The organism is Pseudoalteromonas phenolica (assembly GCF_005876835.1).
GTDB classification, from domain to species: Bacteria; Pseudomonadota; Gammaproteobacteria; order Enterobacterales; family Alteromonadaceae; genus Pseudoalteromonas; species Pseudoalteromonas phenolica_B.
Genome location: NZ_PPSW01000014.1, coordinates 244935 through 267055 on the forward strand (window position 1 = coordinate 244935; position 22121 = coordinate 267055).

Consider the following 22121-nt stretch of genomic DNA (forward strand, 5'->3'; position numbering starts at 1 on the left):
GTTTTGATGAAGGCTTGATGACAGCTAATTACTCAGCTTCTACGAAATCGTCGTTTTCAGCTTGTGCAACGATGTTGCTTTCACGACCTTCAGTGATAGCAGTTGCAACAGCACCAGTGTAAAGCTGGATAGCGCGGATCGCGTCATCGTTACCTGGTACGATGAAGTCAACACCGTCTGGGTTTGAGTTAGTATCAACTACAGATACTACTGGAATACCTAGGTTGTTAGCTTCACGGATAGCGATGTGCTCGTGGTCAGCGTCAATTACAAAGATAGCGTCTGGAAGACCGCCCATGTCTTTGATACCGCCAAGGCTCTTCTCAAGCTTTTCCATTTCACGCGTTTTCATTAGCGCTTCTTTCTTAGTAAGCTTTTCGAAAGTACCGTCTTGGCTTTGAGCTTCAAGGTCTTTAAGACGCTTGATTGATTGACGAACTGTTTTCCAGTTAGTCAACATACCACCTAACCAACGGTGATTTACATAGAACTGATCGCTTTGAAGAGCTGCTTCTTTAACTGCTTCGCTTGCAGCGCGCTTAGTACCTACGAAAAGGATTTTGCCTTTGTTAGATGCAACGTTCGATAAGAACTTAAGTGCATCGTTGAACATAGGAACAGTTTTTTCTAGGTTGATGATATGAACGCGGTTACGTGCACCGAAGATGAACGGCTTCATCTTAGGGTTCCAGTAACGTGCTTGGTGACCGAAGTGAACACCAGCTTGAAGCATATCGCGCATTGAAACGTTTGCCATTTTAATTTCCTCTAATATTTAGGGTTAGGCCTCCACATATCCCATAGCACCAACACGTAATATATAATTACCTGCACCCAAGTGTATGTGTCGATATGTGTGTGTGTTAATATAAAAAGTATGTTTGTCTTAACTACAAACTATCTTGAAAGATAAATTTGTAAAAAGACGGCGCGCTTTATACCATATTAAAGCGCCAGATTCAACGATACGACTAAAATTTGTGCGTTATTGCAAAGTGAAAAATTAACGATTGGAGCCTCAATGAGTGCAGTGATTAAAACCCCTGAAGAAATCGAAAAAATGCGTGTTGCCGGTCGCTTAGCGGCTGAAGTCTTAGAAATGATTGAACCTCATGTGAAGCCTGGGGTAACAACTGAAGAGCTAAACACCATTTGTCACAATTATATTGTTGACGTTCAAGATGCGGTGCCTGCACCTCTAAATTATCATGGTTTTCCAAAATCAATTTGTACTTCAGTTAACCATGTAATTTGTCACGGTATCCCAAATGACAAGCCTCTAAAAGACGGCGATATCATCAATATCGACATTACCGTGATCAAAGATGGCTACCACGGCGATACCTCAAAAATGTTTCATGTAGGTACGCCAAATATTCAAGGCAAACGTTTAGCCCAAATCACACAAGAAAGCTTATATCTGGCAATTAAAATGGTTAAGCCAGGTGTGCGTTTGGGTGATATCGGCGCTGCGATTCAAAAATATGCTGAAGGCTTTAGCTATTCTATTGTTCGTGAATACTGCGGTCACGGTATTGGCGCTGAATTCCACGAAGAGCCACAGGTTATGCACTATGGTAAACCTGGCACAGGTGAAACACTGAAAGCAGGTATGTGTTTAACGATTGAGCCTATGGTGAATGCCGGTAAGCGTCAATGTAAACTACTTAAAGATGGTTGGACGGTTGTCACTAAAGACCGTAGCTTGTCAGCTCAGTGGGAGCATACTTTGCTTGTTACTGACAATGGTGTTGAAATTTTAACGCTCCGTAATGATGAGACGATAGATCGTATTATTGAGCACAAATAAGCAATCGCCTGTTAATCTAAAAAAATGCCAGTGTTGATACTGGCATTTTTTGTTTTTAGGATAACAAAACAACTTAACTGATTACCTTCTGAACGTTCTACTAGCTTCATAGCCCTCTCCACTCGCAATTCTCAGCAACTTAGTGTAAAACTTACTAAGCGCTCATCAATTCATTTGATAAAAAATCAGGGATATTCCGTGGCATTACCCAATAAATTAAAAACGCTTCTTGATTCAGCTAACACACTCGATGATTTTAAAGACTGCTCCGCTTTTTTTTACAAATGGCTCGGCAATGAATTTTCAAAGCAGCCTGTAAAACACCTCATTCGCGCACGTGCCGAATTTGTAGACCTAATGCTACAAAAGCTTTATGTCATTACAAGTTTAAACAAACATGATGATATCGCACTAATTGCTGTTGGCGGGTATGGTCGAGGCGAGTTACATCCTTATTCTGATATCGATTTTTTGGTTTTAGTTCAAGATGAGCCCAACGACCAATTAAAAGAGTCGCTTGGTCAGTTTGTTACCCATTTGTGGGATCTGGGTTTAGAGATAGGTCACAGTGTTCGTACACATGAACAAGTTTTAGAACAAAAAAAACAAGACGTGCACTTCACCACCAGCTTACTTGAGTGCCGCTTAATCAGTGGTAATGAATTAGAATTTGAACGCCTAAAAAGTCACATCATTGAAACACCTATCTGGCGCTCAGAAGAGTTCTTTATCGCCAAAGTTGATGAGCAAAAAATTCGTCGTAAGAAATGTCATGGTACGGCATACAATCTCGAGCCAAATGTAAAAGAAAACCCAGGTGGTCTGCGTGACCTGCAAACCATATTCTGGGTGGCAAAAAAACATTTCCACGCAGAAACACTTAGAGAACTCATCAGCCACGGTTACCTCACCCATGAAGAATATCAAGAGCTACTCGAATGTATCGAAAACCTCTGGAATATTCGTTTTGCTCTTCACCTTGCAGCTGGCAGAAACGAAAACCGTTTATTATTCGACTACCAACCTCATGCAGCTGAATTATTAGGCTTTGGCTCTGAGGGGAAAGCCTCTGTAGAGCGCATGATGAAGCGCCTATTTAGGATCATGAGCCGCGTGCGCGAAATGAACCAAATGCTACTGTCATATTTTGAACAAAGTATCTTGGTTGACCAAGTGAACTATCAACCTCAACCGCTCGATAAAAACTTTGAGCGTGTGGGTAATCGTATTCAAGTCACCGATCCTTCAGTTTTCTTCAAGCGTGAACATATTTTTGTGTTGTTTGAGCATATTGCTGATAACCCTGAAATCACTGATATTGAGCCCAACACACTAAGAACCATGCGCCAAGTCCGCCGTCGTCTACTTGGTGATTTACAAGATTACGCAGGGTGTAGAGATGCCTTCTTACGCTTAATCAAACACCCGAATGGCATGGGTCGAGCGTTCACCCTGATGCACAAGCACGGCATTATTGCCGCCTACTTACCACAGTGGCGTAATATTTTTGGACAAATGCAGTTCGACTTATTCCATGCTTACACCGTAGATGAACATACCCATAAGCTGATAAATAACATCTATAAGTATTTCGATAAAAGTAAACAAAAAGATTTCCCTATTTGCTCAGCAATTGTCACCGGCATGGACAAACCTGAGCTACTTTACCTTGCTGGTATTTTTCATGATATTGCCAAAGGCCGCGGTGGTGACCACTCTGAACTTGGGGCCGTTGATGCCAGTACCTTTTGTAAAGTGCATGGTTTTAGTAATTCAGAAGCCCGTTTAGTGGCTTGGCTGGTTGAAAACCATTTATTGATGTCGGTTACTGCACAACGAAAAGACATTAACGACCCCGATGTTATTGCTGAATTTGCATCTCGCGTCAAAAATGAACGCCAACTAGATTATTTATATTGCTTAACTGTTGCAGACATCCGAGCAACCAACGATAACCTTTGGAATGATTGGAAAAATACCCTGCTACGTGAACTGTATTTGCATACACAACGTGCTTTGAGAGCGGGTCTTGAAAACCCAATGGACATGCGTGACCAAATTCGTGATAAGAAGCAGCAAGCCAAGCAGCGCCTAATTGAACTTGGCTTTGAAGAGAGCCAGATTGACTTTATTTGGTCTCGTTTTAAAGCTAACTATTTTACAGGTTTCACCGAACAACAAATTTCATGGCAGTCTGAACACTTATTAAAAGTAAAAGACTTAAACCGCTTTAGTGTTATTGTCGGTGAAAAACCACTTCACGGGGGCACACAAGTATTTGTTTATAGCCCTTATGAAGCCAGTTTATTCGCTAAGTTAGTGAGTGTTATCGGCTCTAAAAAAGCACAAGTTCAACACGCGCAAGTCATGACGACTAAAGACGGCTTCGTGGTCTTTAACTTTGTCATTTTAGAGCAAAGTGGTGATGCTGTATCAGTAAACCGAGCTCGCTCAATTCGTAAAGGCATTGAGTCATTACTTCAAGATCCGAAGAAAAAGATCAGAGTGAAGAAGAATCGCTCTCATCGCTTTAAAGACTTTAATATCAAACCTAAGGTGATTGTGCGTCCACATGCACGTGCAAATCGCAATCTCATAGAAATTCAAGCCATCGATATCCCAGGTTTATTGACCAAGATTGCAGAGGTATTTCAGGCTAATTCACTGCATATTCATGCCGCACGTATTACAACAGTCGGCGAACGTGCAGAAGACTTTTTCGTCATTTCAAATAAAGATTATCAAGCCCTCGATGAAGAGCATAAAGTAACACTTCAACGAGACTTAATGAAAAAATTAAACGCAGAAACAAATTAGAGGAAACTATGTCAGATTTAAAAACCATCATCGAACAAGCATGGGAGCAACGTGATGGCATTACTCCTACACAAGTGAGCGACGAAGTTAAAGATGCAATCATTCAATCTCTTTCATTGCTAGATTCTGGTGCTGCGCGAGTTGCAGAAAAGATCAGCGGTGAATGGGTTGTGCATCAGTGGCTTAAAAAAGCGGTACTGCTGTCTTTCCGTATTCGTGATAACCAACCAATGAACGATGGCGTAAACCAGTTTTATGACAAGGTGCCACTTAAATTTTCTGACTACACGCCAGAGCAATTCCAACAAGGCGGAATGCGCGTTGTACCAAACGCTGTAGCACGTCAGGGCAGCTTTGTAGGTAAGAACGTGGTACTTATGCCTTCTTACGTGAACATTGGTGCTTATGTTGATGAAGGCACTATGGTTGATACATGGGCAACAGTTGGTTCATGTGCACAGATTGGTAAAAACGTGCACCTTTCTGGTGGTGTAGGTATTGGTGGTGTATTAGAGCCATTACAAGCAAACCCAACCATCATCGAAGATAACTGTTTTATAGGTGCACGCTCTGAAATCGTTGAAGGCGTCATTGTTGAAGAAGGCGCGGTTATCTCAATGGGCGTATACATTTCTCAAAGTACGCGTATTTACGACCGTGAAACAGGCGAAATCCACTATGGTCGCGTACCAGCAGGTGCGGTAGTTGTGCCAGGTTCACTACCAAGCAAAGATGGCTCACACAGCCTTTACGCAGCGATTATTGTGAAGAAAGTTGACCAGCAAACTCGTGAAAAAGTAGGTATCAACGCCCTACTTCGCTCTGTCGATGAGTAATCAATAGAAGAACGAGAAAAGGCCGCAATCATTGACGATTTGCGGCTTTTTTTATTCGATTTTATGAAGTGATTAGTTACAACTTAAACCTTGAAGATCATACTGCTTAAACTGTCTTTGGTTATCTGCTGTAAAGCTGATGGTGAGTTGCTCAAACGGCTCATAGCTTTCAATGGCGAGTGCTTTACCAAGCCACGGCTCTTTTACCACCGATAACAACTCGTAAAACCCAAACCCTTTATCACACATAATATTAATATCGTGAAATGCAGTCAGAAGCTTACCCGGTGCTTGGCTTTGAATACTGATATTGGCTTGTTCAATGTAGTTATCTGCCTTGGTGCCATTAAACACATAATAAACCGATGTGATACTCAGCATGATGACTTGAACAGAAGCAACGAACATCAAAGGCAATACTGCCAGTTTCACCTTACTGCTCACCTCATTGTGTTTCACAAAGTAAATCAGTAGCCAACAACCGGCAATGACCATGACTAATTTCAGTGGCACTAAAAGCACACTGAAATAGTACATGAGCTTTTCACTGCCCCACTTTAAGCCAAATGCATTTTCGAACCAACTACTTTCAATTGCTGGCATCACAATTAAAATACTGCTGAGCAAAAACACCCATTTAAATTGTTGTAACTTCAACATATTAAAGGGTTTTCTGCCACTCTGTTAACCAGGCTTCAACCACTTCCCATGGTTCAAAATACTCACACGCATCGACATCTAAACGCGGTGAAGTTTGTTGTGCATTCAATTCTTGTAATAAAGCATCGACTTGCTTGCCCGCGCCACAATAGGTGTCACCGTAGCTTGAGTCGCCCAAGGAGATCACCCCAGCTTTTTTACCTTCTAATCTCGGAGACTGACTACGTAACTGCATAATCAATGGCTCAATGTTATCTGGCAGATCGCCAGAGCCTGTGGTCGAGGTAATAAACAAAGCCACTTCAGCGGCTTTTAAATCATCGATGCTTGCGCTTTCAAACAAGCTCACTTGATGTGACGCTGACAAAACAGTTTGCACCTGTTCAGCTAAATTCTGTGCATTGCCATACACACTGCCTACAAAAATTGAAATTGATGCCATTATTGATAATCCTGTTCGCTGCTGGGCCACCCCAACTGCGCACAGATATTTAGCATCTCTTCGCCTAGGTTTGCCCGAATGGTAATTTCTTGTTTTGTATAAGGATGAACAAACTTTAACCGAGTTGCAAATAACATAAGGCGTTGTAAGCCAAAATGATCAAAGAAAAAGTGATTATGCTTGTTATCACCATGATTCACATCACCCAAAATAGGATGTGCCAAATGCTTTAAATGACGGCGAATTTGATGCTTGCGGCCGGTTTTAGGAAAACACTCCACCAGCGAATAGCGAATACTCGGGAATTTCCCAAAAGGAATGGGCAAACTTGCCTGATGTAAACAGTTAAATTCTGTTTGCGCTTCTTGCGGTGCTTTATCTTGATCGGCAAATTTGTCGGCGATTTTATCTAAATGCTCTTTTAAAGGCCTGTCTAGATAAACATGCTCTGGCGCAAAACCTCGCACCAGTGCCAAATAACGTTTTTCGATTTTGCCCTCAATGAATACTTGGTTCATATCTCTAGCTGCTTCTGAGCTGAGTGCAAATAACAAAATACCACTTGTAGGACGGTCTAATCGATGCACCGGAAATACGTGCTGACCGAGCTGATCACGCAACATTTGCATAGCAAATTGGGTTTCGCGTTTATCTAAAAATGAACGATGTACCAATAAGCCAGAAGGCTTGTTAATCGCCACATAGTTTTCGTCTTGATAGACAATCTCAAGCATGATCTTTCTCTTTTAATTCTGTTGTAAGCTTTCGTCTAACTTGGTCAGTAGACTTAAAATCTGTGGATACTGCGGGTGAGAGGAAAAGCTCATTTCAGCCATGGGTGCAATCGACATATTGGCAGGTAGTGCCATGCCTTGCTCTATCATCAAGGCCATTTTAGGAATAAATACAAACTGCAACCACTGCTCAAATGTCATTACATCACAACAAAATGGCGCGGTAGAATTTAGCTTCTCAGACTCAATGTTTTCACTTTGCCAAAGCTTGGCGATGCGTAATACCGCTTCGAGCTCTTTCAATAAGGTGTAAACTGTTTGGTATTGGGCGTGACTCATCATACCGACTCTTAATAGACTATTTCAAACCCGCGAATTATAGCCCAGCTAACTTCTTTACAGTAGCTTTACGGCTTCGCTTATCAAGTGCCGATAAAATCCGTATAATTCGGCTAATTTAAAATTTGCATGAGCGAACTATGACTGCGCATATTTCTACTTTAGGTGATCTTCTTAACACAGCTGGCACACAGTGGCGTGTTTACGACATGGGTCGAAAAATCACTAAAATTGATAAAGCCCTCTTCAATCAACTTGAAAACGGTCAGGTACCTTACCCTTACCCGCTTGCTGGTCATGCCCTGATAGCCATTCAATTTTGGGATAATCAAGCCACCGCTGATCCGTATGTATGGTTTTTAAAAATGCCCCTTGATGAGCAAAGTAAGTTAGTGCTTGCAAGCCGCGACCACTTTGCAAATATGGTACTTGAAGCATTAGGTACTGAGTTAACGGGCGAGCAAGCCGATGGCAAACTAGACAATAACCCGTATGTATTTACACCCAATGCCAATAAACTTGCCGCATTCAATGCACTTTTAAAAACTGAATTAAAGCGCCCTGCATCTCAGTATTATGAATTTACCGAGCAATTTTTTGCTGGCAACTTAACTGACGATGCGTGGCAAAGTATTGCGGTGCAAGGCTTAGCTGATTTTGCATTTAGACTCGATCACGGCCAAAACAGCACTAATATCGCTAATTCTTGGACAAGCTTACCGCAAGAAGTTCAGCAGCCTTTAAGTGCGATGCTTGAACATGTTGAAATTAACACACAACTTGCAGAATTGTTCTTTGCGCAATGTGAACTGGCAATCGCAGAAAATAATTTAAACCTATTAATTAATAACATGCGCGCGCTTTCGGGTAGCAAAGCACAAGGGTTAAAATCTCAGTTAATCGAGCAAGTTCTTACAAGCGAATTAGGCAGCCAACCAGACGTGTTACTGACCTTAGCTGGCCGTTATTGGCTATGCTTTGAAAAACCAGAAGCCCTATTCAAACTACTTGATTTAGCTGCCAATAATGAACAAATGCCTGAGTTATTCCCAAGTATTTTTGCTGACTTAGTTGCAATTCCGTCACTTCGCCCACACGTACTAGGTATTCTTCGAGCAGAAAATCGCAGCGACACACTATCTCGTGCGATTGGTAGGTTATTCTCTTAATGGCATCTCTCTGGCTTTTTATTGTTATCGGTAGCGTTATCGGCTTTTTTTGGTATAGCCGTAAAATCGCAGAAGCCGCAAGCGAACATGCACAAAGACAAGCAAAGCAATTGCAAGTGCAGTTGCTCAGTGTCGCCTGTAAAAAAGTGCTACCCGGCATTTTAAAAAATGGTCGTTTGGGAATAAAAAGTCAGTTTTTGTTTGAATTTAGCTCAGACGGCGAGAGTTTATATCAAGGTTATTTGTATCTTGAAAATGAGAAGCTAGTACAAGCTGATATTCCACCGCATCGTTTGGGGTAATAAAACAAAGGTTCCAGAAAAAACTAAGGCGCAACATAAGTCGCGCCTAAAGTTGACAACATCCATGATAGCTTCCAAAGCCTATAATCCTGTTTTATCTTCCGCTGAATGGCCGTCTTCCATCGACGACCAAAAATCCCTTTAACATCCTATACACGTCCTGTGTTCCTAATATCCTAAATCCACTTCGCAAAATCCTATGCGCTCCTAGTACACCCTGTACTCCATCCTCATCCTAGATATTATCCTAACACCTGTAACCTTCCTGGTTTCCGCTTCACCCATCTTTGGGCAGTCCTCACACTCCTGTGTGCATCCTAATTCCTTTGTGCAACTCAGTTACACGCCTCATCCAGAGGATCCTGTTGAGCTTCTTGCCCTAGCATTAGTCCTTTATCCTTATGCTATATTCCTTTTTCCTATCCCTTTACCTTCCTGACATGATTAAGTTTACGGTAATTGACCGAGTGAAAAAGCGACTTACAGCAATTTATTTAATGTCATATTATTTTAAAAATAAGATATTTATTATTTATCATGAACTTAAAAGATAATCACAGCCAAAACAAAGTGTTTAAAACACCAAAACCCACAACCATGTGGGAAATGTCTCACAGCTAATTTTCCGATCCGTCAGGTTCAACCCTATGCACAAAACCAACAGGCAATACCTTTTCCCCTTCTATCAAATAAGCAATTGATGAGTAATGTCAGCGAAATGATGGGATTTTTGTTCCCGAAAAATCCCAAGTACCTAAATCCATTTAGGCGCTGCAAGGCTGAAGTTAAAATTGAAGACCAATTTCAAAAAGACGACATTAAAAGCGCGATATAAAATTGAAATACTTCGCGACACCTTGGTTGCCGTCGCCAACGCGACAAAAGGTTAAATTGAAGGCCAGCTTCAAAAAGACGACATTAAAAGCGCGATATAAAATCGCGCCTACAACAGTGCCTGCATTAAATGTAGGTCGTGGCTTTAGCCCGACAATGAACATAACCAAAACTCAAAATGTCGCCATAAATGACGACCTACAAAAGCGGTTAAAATTGTTCATTTCATATTGCGCAAAAATAACCTTGCTTCGCAGTGTATATTTTACAAGATAAGTCGGTGCTACCGAAGAAGTCATTTGGGGTGAGAAACCCGACATAAAGTCGGTGTAGCTGAAAAAGCCAGACGCCAGAAAGAACTAAGGCGCAACATAAGTCGCGCCTAAAGTTGACAACATCCATGAAAGCTTCCAAAGCCTGTATCCTGTTTTATCTTCCGCTGAATGGTCGTCTTCCATCGACAACCAAAAATCCATTTAAAATCCTATACACGTCCTGTATTCCTAATATCCTAAATCCACTTCGCAAAATCCTATGCGCTCCTAGTACACCCTGTACTCCATCCTCATCCTAGGTGTTGTCCTAACACCTGTAACCATCCTAGTTTCCGCTTCACCCATCTTTGGGCTGTCCTCACACTCCTGTGTGTATCCTATTCCTGAGTGCAACTCCGTTACACCTCATCCTGAGTATCCTGTTGAGCTTCTTGCCCTAGCACTAATCCATAACCTTGTGCTTATTCCGTTTTTCCTATCCCTTTGCCTTCCTGACATGATTAAGTTTACGGTAATTTGCTGATTGCTAAAGCGACTTACAGTAATTTATTTATTGTCATATTATTTTAAAAATAAGATATTTGTTATTTTTCAAGAACTTAAAAATAAATCACAGTCAAAGTAAAGTGTTTAAAACACCAAATCCCACAACCATGTGGGAAATGTCTCACAGTTAATTTTCCGATCCGTCCGTATTTAATTTTTTATACATCAACTCACCCGACACTTCGCCAAAGGTCATTTGCTCAATCACCTCATATTGGTGCTTTAAGAAAAAGGCTTTTTGCGCCGTTTGTGTAATGAATACAGCCACGCCTGTGATCTCTTCTTCGGCTAGATGAAGTTGCTCCACCCCGTTTAATAAGTAATGACCAAGGCCTTGCCCTTGTACGTTCGGGTGAATGGCAATTAACGACAAATAAAAGCACTCGCCATATTGCTCTAGGGCCGCTCTTATCGCTTGCTCTTTGGCGACCAGTTGCTTAGTTTGGACATACCCTGCGCTGAGCATGAGTTTTAAACGCCAATGCCAAAAACGTTGTGCAGACAAAGGTCCATTGGTCGCGATTGCACACGCAACACCAACAAGTTGTTTGTCTATAAACGCGCCTAACATGGCTTGACCACTTTGCGAAAAAGTCTGTAACTCTTCGCGAATAAGTGCGCGTAACTTTTTAGCAAAGTCGTCATCAGAGTCTGCATTTAACACTTGCTTTAATAATTCATCACTCTGATAAGCTTGAAAAAGCAGGCTTGCTGCAATGTTTATTTCTTCCGGCTCCAAATACTTTAGGCTCAGTTGATCTGCTTCTACTATTTTCATTATTGTTCCTGTTACCTAATTTTTACTAGAAAACTTAGTCAACTATAGTTACTGAGTGTTTTTTAAGCAAAAAGACATGCTAATACTAGACAGTAATATCTAGTCTCTCGTTGTTAACATAAGTATAGAAAGAACGAATCGATCACTGTGCATTATGCAAAACAAACCGTTTAGCATGGTTGAGCGCACAGCTATGCGCTTTGCAGATTTATGCTAGAATGCGTTTTATTTTGTTGAGTAAAACGCATGCACCCCGCCGTTCATTCTGCTATTGCAGCCTTAATCGCTGAAAACAAAACACCCACAGTTGCTTTAACTAAATCTAAGTTGTCAGAGCCTGTACCTATGCCTTTGGTTATTGCTGGGTTGACCGCCTACAAAAATGATCCAAATTGCATCAACACTCAGCCAGCAGCAGCCCCAAAAGCCAAGGCTACAGAGCAAAGCCAGCTTGACCGCATTGAACAAAAACTTGACCGCTTACTCGCGCTATTAGAAAAAGATAACTAATTATGTTCGTTGTAGATTTAACTTTTGATTGTTACCAAGACACCACCCTAGATGATGCCGAGCGCGCTATTAATCGCGTGGTCAATGCACTACGTTTTAACGGACAGATCATCGGGGATGAGTTTCCGACCGTATTAAAAGACGGCTATTTTATTACCCGTGTTATGTGCCCGCTTGAAGATGCGCTACACCCACTTAATCACAGCCCGTTTGTAAAAAAAGCCATTGAGCTTTTACAAGATGCAGGCTTGCTGGCACCGAAAGTAAAGGTGATCGGTCAGGATATTCATGCCAATGGCGCCGACCTGTGCGACGCTCCGTCTTCTTATATTCTATATACCACTTATGTACATACATGCAGCCCGCTTTATTGCGGCGATGATTTTCAACCTGTGCCACTTTATAAAATTCCTGCCATTGCCAATGGCGATTACAAAGCTTTAATTAAGTGGCAAGAGGATTGGCAAGCATGCGATCAAATACAGATCAACGGTGCCACGCGCTGTGAGTTTGCGGCGTTAGAAGAGATTTCTAGCACAGAAAGTGATTTGTTCCGTCGCGGTATGGATTTGTCTAAACGTATTCGCTATCTCACTAAGAAGCCGGTGTATTACTATTTATATCGCGTAGGCGGTGAAAGCCTTGAAGCAGAAAAAGCACGTAAATGCCCTAGTTGTGGCGGTGATTGGAAGTTAGACGAGCCTTGGTTTGGCTTATTTGATTTTCGCTGTGACAGCTGTGAGCTGGTTTCGAATATCTCTTGGGATTTTCAATGATCGTTCGCTAAAAATAAAAAAGCGCTCAGAATGTTTAAATGAGCGCTTTTTTATTGATTAAGTTATGAGTATTAAAACTCAACCGCTTGCAAAAATGCTTCCAGACTATCAGCCAAAACATGGTGTGGCCTTTTACCGACATACTCTAACCAGACTTTGCCAGTTTCAAGTTCAACGGTGATCAACAAATCATCTTGCTCGGTTAACCCAATAAACACTGTATCAGTATGTTTAAGCTTACGCTTCATCAATACATGACCTGTGATGTTTTGCTGTAAACGCACAAAGTCATCTTCATTCCACGCTTGTAATAACTCGATTTGGTGGCCTTCTAGGTTGCCAATGATGTTGCCAGCGTAAAAACTGCTGTAGAACTCTTTCAACGCATCAGGAAAAGTACACTCTAACGCGCTTGCTAAATCATTTAGGCTATTTTTTGAAGGCTGTGGAACAGCTTGCCACTGAATTTGTTGCTCGCTGAGCACTTCGCCAACTTCGCATGGGCTTGGCCAGTCAGCATCGTGATACATGCAAGGTAAAGTGCCATGCTGTTGCTGGTACTGAGATTGAAACTTATCGTGAAGCTCTGATAAAAGCGGCTTAATTGTCATACTGTTAACCTGTGTGCGATACGCTATAATACGCGCCATTGTAACCACTATTGGTGAAACATGACAGATTACAACAATGCACCTGAGCTGAAAGCGTCAGTGTTAGGTAAAACGACTGAATACGCGTCGCAATACGATGCAAGTTTATTATTCCCGATTGCAAGAAAGCTAAACCGTGACCAAATCGCAGTAGATGAGCAGAACTTGCCATTTAAAGGGGAAGATACTTGGACTGGCTATGAGCTATCTTGGCTGAATGCCAAAGGCAAACCGCAAGTGGCTGTGGCGACATTTGTGTTCCCATGCCAAAGCTCGCATATTATTGAGTCTAAGTCGTTCAAGCTGTATTTAAATAGTTTTAACCAAACTAAGTTTGCCAGCTTTGACGAAGTACAAACTATTTTAACCAAAGATTTAAGCAAAGCAGCACAGACTGACGTCGCAGTGACGTTATTCAAAGCTGACGACTTTGCCTGTATTCCATTCACGGCAATGCCGGGCGAGTGTATTGATGAGCTTGATATTGAGGTTGATACCTACAGCCCGCAAGAAGGCTTGATCGTGGTAAAAGATGGTAATGAAGTGACCGAAACACTGCATAGTCACTTACTTAAATCGAACTGTTTAATTACTTCTCAGCCTGATTGGGCAAGTATAGTGATAAGTTACACGGGTAAGCCTGTGTGCAAAGAATCACTGCTTAAGTATCTGATTTCTTTTAGAGATCACAATGAGTTTCATGAGCAGTGTGTGGAGCGAATTTACTGTGACGTAATGCGTGAATTAAAGCCAAGCAAGTTAGAGGTGTATGCGCGCTACACAAGACGCGGTGGATTAGACATTAACCCTTACCGCAGCAGCGAAAGCGATAAGACGGCTTATCACATTCGTACAAACCGTCAGTAAACATTTGCTTTTAATTTAGGCGTTTGGTCGGAATAGACACCGAGCAAACGTCTGTATGATTTGGCTTATCTATAAACCACTCACTCGGGCGGTTTTTACGAGATGCAATCAACTCTTTAAAGTCCTCAGAGCTGGTATCAAACACCGTAAAAGCACTGTTATCTTCACCCGCAATATCACTTAACACACGCACTTGGCTGATTAGGTTAAACGGCTGACCTTCTACAGGTGTACGTAATAAACGCTGTGCATGCTCCATGCCTTCTAGCACTCGACCAAATACCGTGGTGTTTTTATCAAGATAACGCTGTGGCGCTAGCGTGATATAAAACTCTGTACCGCCGCTATCGATTTCATTACCGCGTGCCATGGCAAATGTGCCTGTGCAATGAGTCATCCAGGTCTTTTTACTATCGCTGTTTTGCGCCACAGCAAAACCATTTAAAAAGCCGGTTTTATCGGCATAACCGTCAACCGCATTGAGTGGAGTGATCTCAAGTGGGTTTTCTGTAGTTAAAAACATCTCACCCGTAATGCCTTTGCTACCTTGTGTTGGCTGTTTTTCACCAGATTGATCGCCACCTTGCGCTACAAAGCTTTCAACAAAACGGTACACATTTAAGCCGTCATAAAAGCCTTCGCGCGCAAGCTTTTTAATATTATCAACATGCCCAGGTGCGAGTTGTGGGTTAAGTTGCACATAAACACGGCCTGTTGGTAAATCAATTCTTAACACATCATTGTTATTCACTTGTTGCCATACATCGGCTGACGCAGAACTTATAATGGTACTTGGTGAGCGAACTTCAGGTTTTTTTTGAGTTGTTTCAACATTTTGCGTGCTGCTGCAACCAGCGAGCAATACACAAGCTGTTAGGCCAAAAGCGCGTAAAAGCATTTATTTATTTTCCTTGATTATGGTTATACCAGTATTTTTTTGTATGAATAGGTGCACTGGCGGGAAGTAAAGTATTTACGAGGGTAATTTTTTGTCGCTTATCTAATGCTAATTCAGCTAACTCGCTTTCGAAGTGACGGTTAAATAAAGTATCAAAAGAGCCATCTGCAATGGTTTTATCTAAGCCCGACTTGAGTTTTTGATATAAGGCTTTGTTATCTTTATCTACGAAAAAATAAACTGCTGAAGGGTAATAGAATACATGAGCCGGATCGATTGTTAAATCTGTCATATCAGTAATATCGTTTGCATATAAGGCATCAATAGGTAATACATCAATGCGTGAGGCTTCGAGTAATTCATAGCCTGCATTTTCTTGGGAATACTCTAAAACATTAAAGTCATTGTCTTTGAAAATGACCGTATCAGGCCAATCGGTTCTAAGACCGTATCTTAAACCTCGTAGCTCACCATCCGTTTTTAATTTTGCAAAATAATCTAAACGGGACTTTTTGATTACCCCAAGACGATAACCAAGTACCCCTTTAACAATAGGTACTCTAACAGCTAACGCTTGTTTTTCTCTTTCATCAGAAGTGACAGACCAGAATACATCAATGCCATTTTTGTCACCTAGTAAACGGATTGCGCGATTTTGAGTCGGGATATTTTCAACAAAGTCTAACTTATGCACTTCTCTTTGATAGCTTAGGGTATGCTTTAACAGTGCAATGACATAAGGATCAGCCCCAGAAGTAATACGCACTGTTTGTTCCGCACACGCAGAGAAACAAAAACAGGCATTTAAACAGAGGGCAATAATCCAAGACTTCATTCAGGATCCCAATCAAATTGATATAGCAAGTCTATACTATCGTATAAACCACTTGTTGCTTCAATATATAATTTAGTGAACACCCTGTAGCGAATGGCAATTTCATTCATGGCTTCGAACACCCCTACGCGATAACTTACTTGCACGCTTGGGGTAATGTAGCCGGATAATTCAACTTGCGTGTCATCACCACTGCCTTTCGCGCTAACGCTGACATCTTCAATGCCGAGCTTTTTTCCCGCTTTATTAATAAAGCTTTCACTAAAATTAATACTCTGTGCAAGCAGCATTTGAGACAATAAGGCATTGTTATTATTCTCGCTTTTATCAAGTGGCTGGCCGTTTAATAAATACGATAACGCATGGGCTTGGTCCATAGCCGGTTGTGAGAATATGTTCAGACTTGGTTTACTCACACTGCCCGTTAATTCAATACCTGCAATAACATCATCGGCGGTTACTTCAGGGTTACGTATTGCTTTTACATTCAAATAAGGACGCGATAACGGCCCACTAAAACCAATCTGACCCTGCTGAATAAGTAAGTCTTGACCTAGCGCTTGATAAACGCCTTCTCGCAAGCCAAACTCACCACTGGCAAGCAAAGGGGTATCAGGGGTTTTATCTAAACTTATCTGGCCAAATACATAGCTATCAAGGCCGAATGCATACACTCTGAAATCATCTTTTAGCGCGACATCTAAATCAAGTGTATAGGTAAACGGAAGACTCCCCTGCTCTTGAGCTTGTGCGTCAACAATAACCTGATCATCAGAAACCGTAGTCACTTGCTCGGGCAGTTGCGAAATTTTAATGCGACCTTGAGGAATATCGACACGCCCCGTGAGCGACAGGTGTTCATCTTTAAATTTTAAAGACAAATCAGGAGAGACAGAAAAACTCATATCTTGTTGCGGGTTGACTCTTATTTGCTCGCCAGACACCGCTACCTCAGCGCTTAATTGCTGTTGCCAATCTAGCTTACCAACGAGGTTAAGTACGCCACTCTCATTGGTATTTAATGCGCCATTTAAACTGGCTGTTTGGCCGTTCAAATCTAGTTTCAATGAAGAGTCGACAAAACTGACTGGCAGTGCTGACTGTTCTATGCCAAATGAAGATAAGTTTATCTCACCCACGACATTGGGTTGTTTTATATCACCCGATAAGGCCAGTTTTGAAGACAACTGCCCGGCCAAATTAATCGGTTGTGGTAAAAAGCGATTTGCCAATTCGCCGATTGGCTTTAAAGCCAGTGCATGTAGTTCAACTTTGGCTGTCGGTGAATGCAATTGATTGTCTTGCACTTGTGCTGCCACCTCACCAGATACGTCACCTAATAGCGACGAGGCTAATTGCCAGCGTCCTAAAATAGCTTGGCTGTCTCCGCTAAGGTTAATCTCGATTTGTTCAATCGGAACTATTGCCTCACTTTGAACATCGCTAAGGGTTTCAGTATTCGCTTCGGTGAGGGCGACAGCAACATTTTGCAAAGTCGCTTTTGTATTGATCGCACTGAGCTTTTTATCTCGCCATGACAGTGCTGAATTGATGCTGGTTTTACCATCTAGTTTCAGCTGTTCAGGTAAAAAGGGCTGTAGTGATGCTAAATCAAAACCTTGGATGTTCATATCAAACTGCCCTTGCTTACCTTTTTGCTCGGCTTGCAAACACCAAGGTGACTGATTTAACTCACCACATATTTTTCCGGTTTGCCATTGCTGCGCACTGGCATATTTCAGCTTTGAATGATGCTTTAAACTTGTCTCAAGTTGCTTATAAATAATTTGCCCTGATGCAATTTCGCCCTGCCAGGCTTGTGCGTTTATACCACCTAGAATATCTAGCTCTGCGTTTACGTCTCCGCGACTTGATAACTGAGCGCGATGTGCAGTTTGATCGCCCGTGAAACGCAACTCGATATGATTCAGTTGATGTTCTGGGACTGCGAGTTGCTCAATGGATAATAAAGTCTCTGTTTGCCAATTTTTTGCCAAATCAACGCTGGCATCGAGCTTGCCCCCTTTGAGACTAATGCCATTATTTTCAAACTTTGAAATTACTGAGCTAAAGCTGATTTTAGGTTGATGATGGTCCCCTTTAATCTGCAACTCGCCTTGCGCATCAACATCAAAAGGCAGCAACGCTTTCGTTTTTTGTGAACGGCTGTTATGTGAAAAGTTGTTATGTGAAATAGCAAAGCGCCCAGATAAATCTAGCTCTTGTTGCAGTGAGCCCGACAACTGCAAATTGCTCGAGCCGAGTTGCATGTTTAGCTTATCGACTTGACCAAACAGCTGCTCGTTCAGTCTAAAACTGGCGTCGAGTGCTAAAGGAAGATCTGAAAATTTGCCATCAACATCAACGTCAGGAATATCAATTTGCCATCCCTTTGTTTGCTGCTTAGCCAACACACTCATTGAACCGTTTAACACCGACTGCTGATCGATAAAAAACAGCGGTAATGCGTCCATCACTAAGCGTAATTGTACGTCCATGCCCTCAGCCCACGCCAACTTGCCGGTTAAATTGGCACTGCCCTCTGACGCGTTCAAACGACCTGCGAGCTCTGAAATAGCGGTTAAACTGCCTTTCCCCGACACTTTTGCACTGAGTTCAGTGAGCTCTTTTTGCTCGGCCATGACATCAAGCTTCAACTGATAATCATCGGCATTACCTTTGAGCTCAACTCGAGCCTGTTCCATCAAGGCGTCGTAGTCTTGTCCGCGAATTTTGTACGAAAAAGGAAGATTGTAGACCTGCGCCGATACATCAAATGGCCAGTTTTTTTGGTTAAGATTTAGATTACCTAACACGGCAGCCTGATGTTGACCTTCGGCCTTTAAATCAATTTTTAAATCAGAAAAGTTGCCACTTAAATGTAACCTGACGAGTTCTTCTTCTGTTGTTAGAGTAGTTATTGATTTAATTGACGCTAACGGCTGCTTGATTGCTTCGGCTTTCAACTCACCAAAACTGCGCAATACGAACTGCTGATATTCTAAGTATAAATTTTGCCATTCAAGCTGTTGAGAGGTGATGTTTGCCGCGATATTAAAGTGTTTAATGCGTTGCGAGCCAGTTGGCGTTTCGTACTCAAAAGACCCCAGAGCAAGTTGTGATACTCGAACATCGAGACCGTCTGGTAGAACAATAGCAGGCAAGGCCGCCAACTCTGTAAGCGCTTGGCTTTTTTCTTCTTTTTCTCTTTTATCACTAATATGAATGCGCTTTATCGAAGTCTCATGCAACCTTGCTGCAGCGTCGATTAATTGAGCTGATGATTTTATGTCCGATATTTGAACTCTCAAATCGCCTTGCTGAAACTTGATATTAGCCACATTTAACTTAGCGATGGCGATATTCACGGGTAATGCAAAGCCAGTTTCTGGCTCTTCGCTTTGCTCTATTTTTGTTTCTACTGCGATTTCCTCTGCGGCTTTATCTGTAGGCAAGTTAGCAAGTTTTACATCGACGCTGTCTGCGATTATTTCTACACACACCGTGGCACAAGTAAACCAATTAAGTTGCGGCCTAAAATTGCTCAGCGATAAATTAAGCCCCTCGCTGCGCCAAGTGACATCGAGTCTTTCACCTGCAAATAAACGGCCCTGCTCAAGTTTAATATTTAAGCCATCGACCGACTTATTCAAAACCCACAAAAGGCTTTGATGACCAACACTGGTAAACACTAAGCAAAATAGAAAAACCAGCGTGCCTAAACCAATATTTAGAATTCTTTTTGTTATAGGGTGTAAGCGCATTAAATCTCCGGTCCAATAATAATACTTAGACGTGTGCTTTTACTTTCTTTACTAAGCCCCCAGGCGTGATCTAAACGAATAGGCCCAACAGGGGTGATATAGCGAATACCAAAACCCGCACCGACGGCCCATGACTCTGAGAAGTCATTAGTTGCAGTGCCCGAGTCAACAAATAAAGCCAGTCTCCAGTTCGGCATAAATTGATAGTTATATTCTATCGAAGCCGTTGCAAGGTATTTACCACCGACAATTTTGCCCTCTTCAAAAGGGGCAACAGATTGATAGGCAAAACCGCGAATACTCTGATCACCCCCAGCAAAAAATCGTAGGTTAAATGGCACTTCGTTAATATCGTCTGTAACAATGGCACCCGCATCTAGTCTTGCAATAAACCAATGCTTAAGTGCAAACTTTCTCAACCATGCTTGTTCCCACTGTGCTTTAAACAAAGTCGTAGAAGAAATTAAATCATCGCTGGCAAACTCTAACGAGATCAAGGTCTGTTGCCCCCACGAAGGCGTAACACCGCCAACTGCTTGCTTTTTAGCATAACTAATACCAGGAATTAACATCTCTGTTTTATCAGTTACGCCAGCTTGAGTTGTTGTTTCATGTTCTCTTTTAATGAATGCAGTGCGTACCCAATTACTACTCGTTAACCATTGACGTTGTAACTGTACGTTCCAAATTTTGCTATTAACCCCATCAGTTAACTCATCCTCAAGGGCATAACCTGTTGTCACTCGCCATAAATCATCATTGGGGTTACTCACCGGAATGCTATAACTGCCTGTGATACGCTGTTGTTTTTCAGCAACAAATAAATTGCCATCAAAAAAGTGGCCATCTTCAGTGATCCAAGGCTTTGACCATTTAAATCGTGCTTTTGCGCCTATCTCTGTACTAAAACCACCCCCAACTTCGAACGTATTGGCAGGCTTATCGACCACCTCAATACGAATAGGCACTAGATTATTCTTGCGGTTTTGTAATTGTGGATACACTTTAATGGCGCTGAAATACGGTGTCTTATTGAGTGCTAGGTTATATTCAGACAACAAGCTTTCATCGTATAAGGTGTTTTCATCAAATGGTGCGAGAGATTGAATATATTTTTTCGCCAGACTTTGCCTGCTCACTTCAACTTTGCCAAAACGGTAACGATTGCCTGAGTCTAGTTTTAGCTTGGCTACCGCAAAGTTTTTTTGTTTATAAATTTCTAGGCGATGACTAAGCCATTTAAAATCAAAATACCCTTTCGAGATCAGGCTTGATTCAAGCACACTTTTTGTCTGCTCATAATTATCATGATTTACGATGTCATTTGCTTTTATAGGAATGCCAGACAACTCTTTTTGCAAAAATGAGTCTTTATTGGCCTCGCCTTTTATTTCAATTTGAATCGATTTCCAACGAATAGGTTCTCCAATCTCTGCCTCTATTTTGAGGGTACTGCTTTGCTCTACACGTGATAAGGTGATATTTACATGATAATAGCCAAGCGCCTGTAAAGCTCGCTCGGTCTGAGAAAGTAATTTGTTTTCTAACGACTGTGAAAAAGGCTGATTGAGTAACGGTTTTAACGTGCCATTGATATTTTTACTCAACTCATCGGGCATTTCGCCAAATTCAATGGCCTCAACTTGCCATTGCGCCTCAGCCTGTGTAGGTAAAGAAAAAATAAAACAACAACAAGTAACTAAAATCACAAATAGTTTCAAATACTTCCCTCCTAAGCAGAACCGCAAGTGTAGCATATTTCAAATCAACAATAGATGAACAATAAATCTCGCTTTAAAGCTTTTTATTTTTGCTAATTTCACCGACAATACACCCAGTTAAAAATACTGGGTAACACTATGCAATTTCCTGATGACGATAACGGCCAATTATTAGCTGAAATGGCTGCTGAGGGCATTAATTTAAACCAAATGCACATGGTCGACTTTTTCATTTTATTTGAGCAAAAAGAGCAAGCTGAGTCTTTTGCTAAAGCAATTTCTGAAGATGAGCTTGCGCCAAAGACCGAACTACAAAAGTGTAAAGACACAGGTGTATGGGAAGTTGTAACAACGGTTGAAATGGTGCCAGATCATCAGCTTCTCAGCCAAACTGAACAGTACCTAGAAAGCATTGCCAATTCACATGAAGGCTATGGCGATGGCTGGGGCATTATGGCTGACGCTGAATAAAGAAAATCAGTTTGAAGTTTTAAAAGGTGCGTTAAGCGCCTTTTTTATTACGCAGAATAAAGCGAGAAGTTAGAAAGTTAGAAAGTT

20 protein-coding genes are annotated in these 22121 nt (G+C 41.7%); 9 read left to right on the forward strand and 11 right to left on the reverse strand.

Features of this window, described 5'->3' with window-relative positions; all coding sequences use genetic code 11:
• Window positions 1-28: 28 nt before the first annotated feature.
• Window positions 29-757 carry a 30S ribosomal protein S2 gene (rpsB, locus tag C1E24_RS10580; RefSeq protein WP_130257130.1) on the reverse strand — a complete coding sequence of 243 codons (729 nt, stop codon included), beginning with the start codon at window positions 755-757 and terminating at the stop codon, window positions 29-31.
• Window positions 758-1021: 264 nt separating this feature from the next.
• Here rpsB and map point away from each other — a divergent pair, with 264 nt between their 5' ends.
• The 3 genes from map to dapD all read left to right on the forward strand — a co-directional run bounded on the left by map (window position 1022) and on the right by dapD (window position 5463).
• A complete protein-coding gene (gene map, locus C1E24_RS10585) occupies window positions 1022-1810 on the forward strand; it encodes a type I methionyl aminopeptidase (RefSeq protein WP_138481238.1) in 789 nt (262 codons plus the stop codon).
• Between the two features lie 198 nt (window positions 1811-2008).
• Window positions 2009-4627, forward strand: a complete 2619-nt coding sequence (glnD, locus tag C1E24_RS10590) for a [protein-PII] uridylyltransferase (protein ID WP_138481240.1) — start codon at window positions 2009-2011, stop codon at window positions 4625-4627.
• An 8-nt stretch (window positions 4628-4635) separates the two neighbouring features.
• Window positions 4636-5463, forward strand: a complete 828-nt coding sequence (dapD, locus tag C1E24_RS10595; RefSeq protein WP_138481242.1) for a 2,3,4,5-tetrahydropyridine-2,6-dicarboxylate N-succinyltransferase — start codon at window positions 4636-4638, stop codon at window positions 5461-5463.
• Between the two features lie 72 nt (window positions 5464-5535).
• Here the strand turns inward: dapD and C1E24_RS10600 are convergent, their stop codons facing one another.
• From C1E24_RS10600 to C1E24_RS10615, 4 genes are read right to left on the reverse strand one after another with little or no spacing between them, the layout of a single operon-like run.
• The gene (locus C1E24_RS10600; protein ID WP_138481244.1) at window positions 5536-6123 is read right to left on the reverse strand and encodes a hypothetical protein; all 588 of its coding nucleotides are present in this window, start codon (window positions 6121-6123) and stop codon (window positions 5536-5538) included.
• A 1-nt stretch (window position 6124) separates the two neighbouring features.
• Window positions 6125-6565, reverse strand: a complete 441-nt coding sequence (locus C1E24_RS10605) for a flavodoxin (RefSeq protein WP_138481246.1) — start codon at window positions 6563-6565, stop codon at window positions 6125-6127.
• On the reverse strand, window positions 6565-7299 hold the full coding sequence (gene truC, locus C1E24_RS10610) for a tRNA pseudouridine(65) synthase TruC (RefSeq protein WP_138481248.1): 735 nt from the start codon (window positions 7297-7299) through the stop codon (window positions 6565-6567). Before truC ends, C1E24_RS10605 begins: the two co-directional genes overlap by 1 nt.
• A 12-nt stretch (window positions 7300-7311) precedes the next feature.
• The gene (locus tag C1E24_RS10615; protein ID WP_240721988.1) at window positions 7312-7641 is read right to left on the reverse strand and encodes a YqcC family protein; all 330 of its coding nucleotides are present in this window, start codon (window positions 7639-7641) and stop codon (window positions 7312-7314) included.
• 137 nt (window positions 7642-7778) lie between these two features.
• On the opposite strand from C1E24_RS10615, the gene C1E24_RS10620 reads away from it, so the two are divergent.
• Both C1E24_RS10620 and C1E24_RS10625 read left to right on the forward strand, forming a co-directional pair.
• Entirely contained in the window at window positions 7779-8807 is a 1029-nt protein-coding gene (locus C1E24_RS10620; RefSeq protein ID WP_138481250.1) for a DUF3549 family protein, read from the forward strand.
• On the forward strand, window positions 8807-9109 hold the full coding sequence (locus C1E24_RS10625) for a DUF3301 domain-containing protein (RefSeq protein WP_138481252.1): 303 nt from the start codon (window positions 8807-8809) through the stop codon (window positions 9107-9109). The genes C1E24_RS10620 and C1E24_RS10625 overlap by 1 nt, the downstream gene beginning before the upstream one ends.
• Before the next feature lie 1782 nt (window positions 9110-10891).
• Here C1E24_RS10625 and C1E24_RS10630 read toward each other — a convergent pair.
• Complete coding sequence (locus C1E24_RS10630) at window positions 10892-11542, reverse strand: GNAT family N-acetyltransferase (RefSeq protein WP_138481253.1); 651 nt, start codon at window positions 11540-11542, stop codon at window positions 10892-10894.
• A 246-nt stretch (window positions 11543-11788) separates the two neighbouring features.
• Here C1E24_RS10630 and C1E24_RS10635 point away from each other — a divergent pair, with 246 nt between their 5' ends.
• Together C1E24_RS10635 and C1E24_RS10640 are read left to right on the forward strand one after the other, a co-directional pair.
• Complete coding sequence (locus C1E24_RS10635; RefSeq protein ID WP_138481255.1) at window positions 11789-12052, forward strand: hypothetical protein; 264 nt, start codon at window positions 11789-11791, stop codon at window positions 12050-12052.
• A 2-nt stretch (window positions 12053-12054) separates the two neighbouring features.
• Window positions 12055-12828 carry a Zn-ribbon-containing protein gene (locus tag C1E24_RS10640; protein ID WP_138481257.1) on the forward strand — a complete coding sequence of 258 codons (774 nt, stop codon included), beginning with the start codon at window positions 12055-12057 and terminating at the stop codon, window positions 12826-12828.
• Between the two features lie 71 nt (window positions 12829-12899).
• Here the strand turns inward: C1E24_RS10640 and syd are convergent, their stop codons facing one another.
• Window positions 12900-13439, reverse strand: coding sequence for a SecY-interacting protein (syd, locus tag C1E24_RS10645; protein WP_138481293.1), 540 nt, complete (start codon window positions 13437-13439; stop codon window positions 12900-12902).
• 60 nt (window positions 13440-13499) lie between these two features.
• On the opposite strand from syd, the gene queF reads away from it, so the two are divergent.
• Complete coding sequence (gene queF / locus C1E24_RS10650) at window positions 13500-14345, forward strand: NADPH-dependent 7-cyano-7-deazaguanine reductase QueF (protein WP_138481259.1); 846 nt, start codon at window positions 13500-13502, stop codon at window positions 14343-14345.
• A 10-nt stretch (window positions 14346-14355) separates the two neighbouring features.
• Here queF and C1E24_RS10655 read toward each other — a convergent pair whose 3' ends face one another.
• Genes C1E24_RS10655 through C1E24_RS10670 form a run of 4 tightly spaced genes read right to left on the reverse strand, consistent with a single transcriptional unit; the run spans window position 14356 to window position 21563 of the window.
• Window positions 14356-15243, reverse strand: coding sequence for a peptidylprolyl isomerase (locus tag C1E24_RS10655; RefSeq protein ID WP_138481261.1), 888 nt, complete (start codon window positions 15241-15243; stop codon window positions 14356-14358).
• Between the two features lie 4 nt (window positions 15244-15247).
• A complete protein-coding gene (locus C1E24_RS10660; RefSeq protein ID WP_138481263.1) occupies window positions 15248-16078 on the reverse strand; it encodes a substrate-binding periplasmic protein in 831 nt (276 codons plus the stop codon).
• Window positions 16075-19842: a translocation/assembly module TamB domain-containing protein gene (locus C1E24_RS10665; protein ID WP_138481265.1), complete on the reverse strand. Its 3768-nt coding sequence runs from the start codon at window positions 19840-19842 to the stop codon at window positions 16075-16077. The genes C1E24_RS10660 and C1E24_RS10665 overlap by 4 nt, the downstream gene beginning before the upstream one ends.
• A complete protein-coding gene (locus tag C1E24_RS10670) occupies window positions 19842-21563 on the reverse strand; it encodes an autotransporter assembly complex protein TamA (protein ID WP_240721989.1) in 1722 nt (573 codons plus the stop codon). The genes C1E24_RS10665 and C1E24_RS10670 overlap by 1 nt, the downstream gene beginning before the upstream one ends.
• Before the next feature lie 138 nt (window positions 21564-21701).
• On the opposite strand from C1E24_RS10670, the gene C1E24_RS10675 reads away from it, so the two are divergent.
• Window positions 21702-22034 (forward strand): ribonuclease E inhibitor RraB, encoded by a 333-nt coding sequence (locus C1E24_RS10675; RefSeq protein WP_138481269.1) that lies wholly within the window; start codon window positions 21702-21704, stop codon window positions 22032-22034.
• Window positions 22035-22121 lie beyond the last annotated feature (87 nt).

What these genes read in the sequence shown, in the direction of transcription:
- rpsB (WP_130257130.1), bottom strand. Translation starts at nt 757, where the DNA reads ATGGCAAACGTTTCAATGCGCGATATGCTTCAAGCTGGTGTTCACTTC.
- map (WP_138481238.1), top strand. Translation starts at nt 1,022, where the DNA reads ATGAGTGCAGTGATTAAAACCCCTGAAGAAATCGAAAAAATGCGTGTT.
- dapD (WP_138481242.1), top strand. Translation starts at nt 4,636, where the DNA reads ATGTCAGATTTAAAAACCATCATCGAACAAGCATGGGAGCAACGTGAT.
- C1E24_RS10600 (WP_138481244.1), bottom strand. Translation starts at nt 6,123, where the DNA reads ATGTTGAAGTTACAACAATTTAAATGGGTGTTTTTGCTCAGCAGTATT.
- C1E24_RS10605 (WP_138481246.1), bottom strand. Translation starts at nt 6,565, where the DNA reads ATGGCATCAATTTCAATTTTTGTAGGCAGTGTGTATGGCAATGCACAG.
- truC (WP_138481248.1), bottom strand. Translation starts at nt 7,299, where the DNA reads ATGCTTGAGATTGTCTATCAAGACGAAAACTATGTGGCGATTAACAAG.
- C1E24_RS10615 (WP_240721988.1), bottom strand. Translation starts at nt 7,641, where the DNA reads ATGATGAGTCACGCCCAATACCAAACAGTTTACACCTTATTGAAAGAG.
- C1E24_RS10620 (WP_138481250.1), top strand. Translation starts at nt 7,779, where the DNA reads ATGACTGCGCATATTTCTACTTTAGGTGATCTTCTTAACACAGCTGGC.
- C1E24_RS10625 (WP_138481252.1), top strand. Translation starts at nt 8,807, where the DNA reads ATGGCATCTCTCTGGCTTTTTATTGTTATCGGTAGCGTTATCGGCTTT.
- C1E24_RS10630 (WP_138481253.1), bottom strand. Translation starts at nt 11,542, where the DNA reads ATGAAAATAGTAGAAGCAGATCAACTGAGCCTAAAGTATTTGGAGCCG.
- C1E24_RS10635 (WP_138481255.1), top strand. Translation starts at nt 11,789, where the DNA reads ATGCACCCCGCCGTTCATTCTGCTATTGCAGCCTTAATCGCTGAAAAC.
- C1E24_RS10640 (WP_138481257.1), top strand. Translation starts at nt 12,055, where the DNA reads ATGTTCGTTGTAGATTTAACTTTTGATTGTTACCAAGACACCACCCTA.
- syd (WP_138481293.1), bottom strand. Translation starts at nt 13,439, where the DNA reads ATGACAATTAAGCCGCTTTTATCAGAGCTTCACGATAAGTTTCAATCT.
- queF (WP_138481259.1), top strand. Translation starts at nt 13,500, where the DNA reads ATGACAGATTACAACAATGCACCTGAGCTGAAAGCGTCAGTGTTAGGT.
- C1E24_RS10655 (WP_138481261.1), bottom strand. Translation starts at nt 15,243, where the DNA reads ATGCTTTTACGCGCTTTTGGCCTAACAGCTTGTGTATTGCTCGCTGGT.
- C1E24_RS10660 (WP_138481263.1), bottom strand. Translation starts at nt 16,078, where the DNA reads ATGAAGTCTTGGATTATTGCCCTCTGTTTAAATGCCTGTTTTTGTTTC.
- C1E24_RS10665 (WP_138481265.1), bottom strand. Translation starts at nt 19,842, where the DNA reads ATGCGCTTACACCCTATAACAAAAAGAATTCTAAATATTGGTTTAGGC.
- C1E24_RS10675 (WP_138481269.1), top strand. Translation starts at nt 21,702, where the DNA reads ATGCAATTTCCTGATGACGATAACGGCCAATTATTAGCTGAAATGGCT.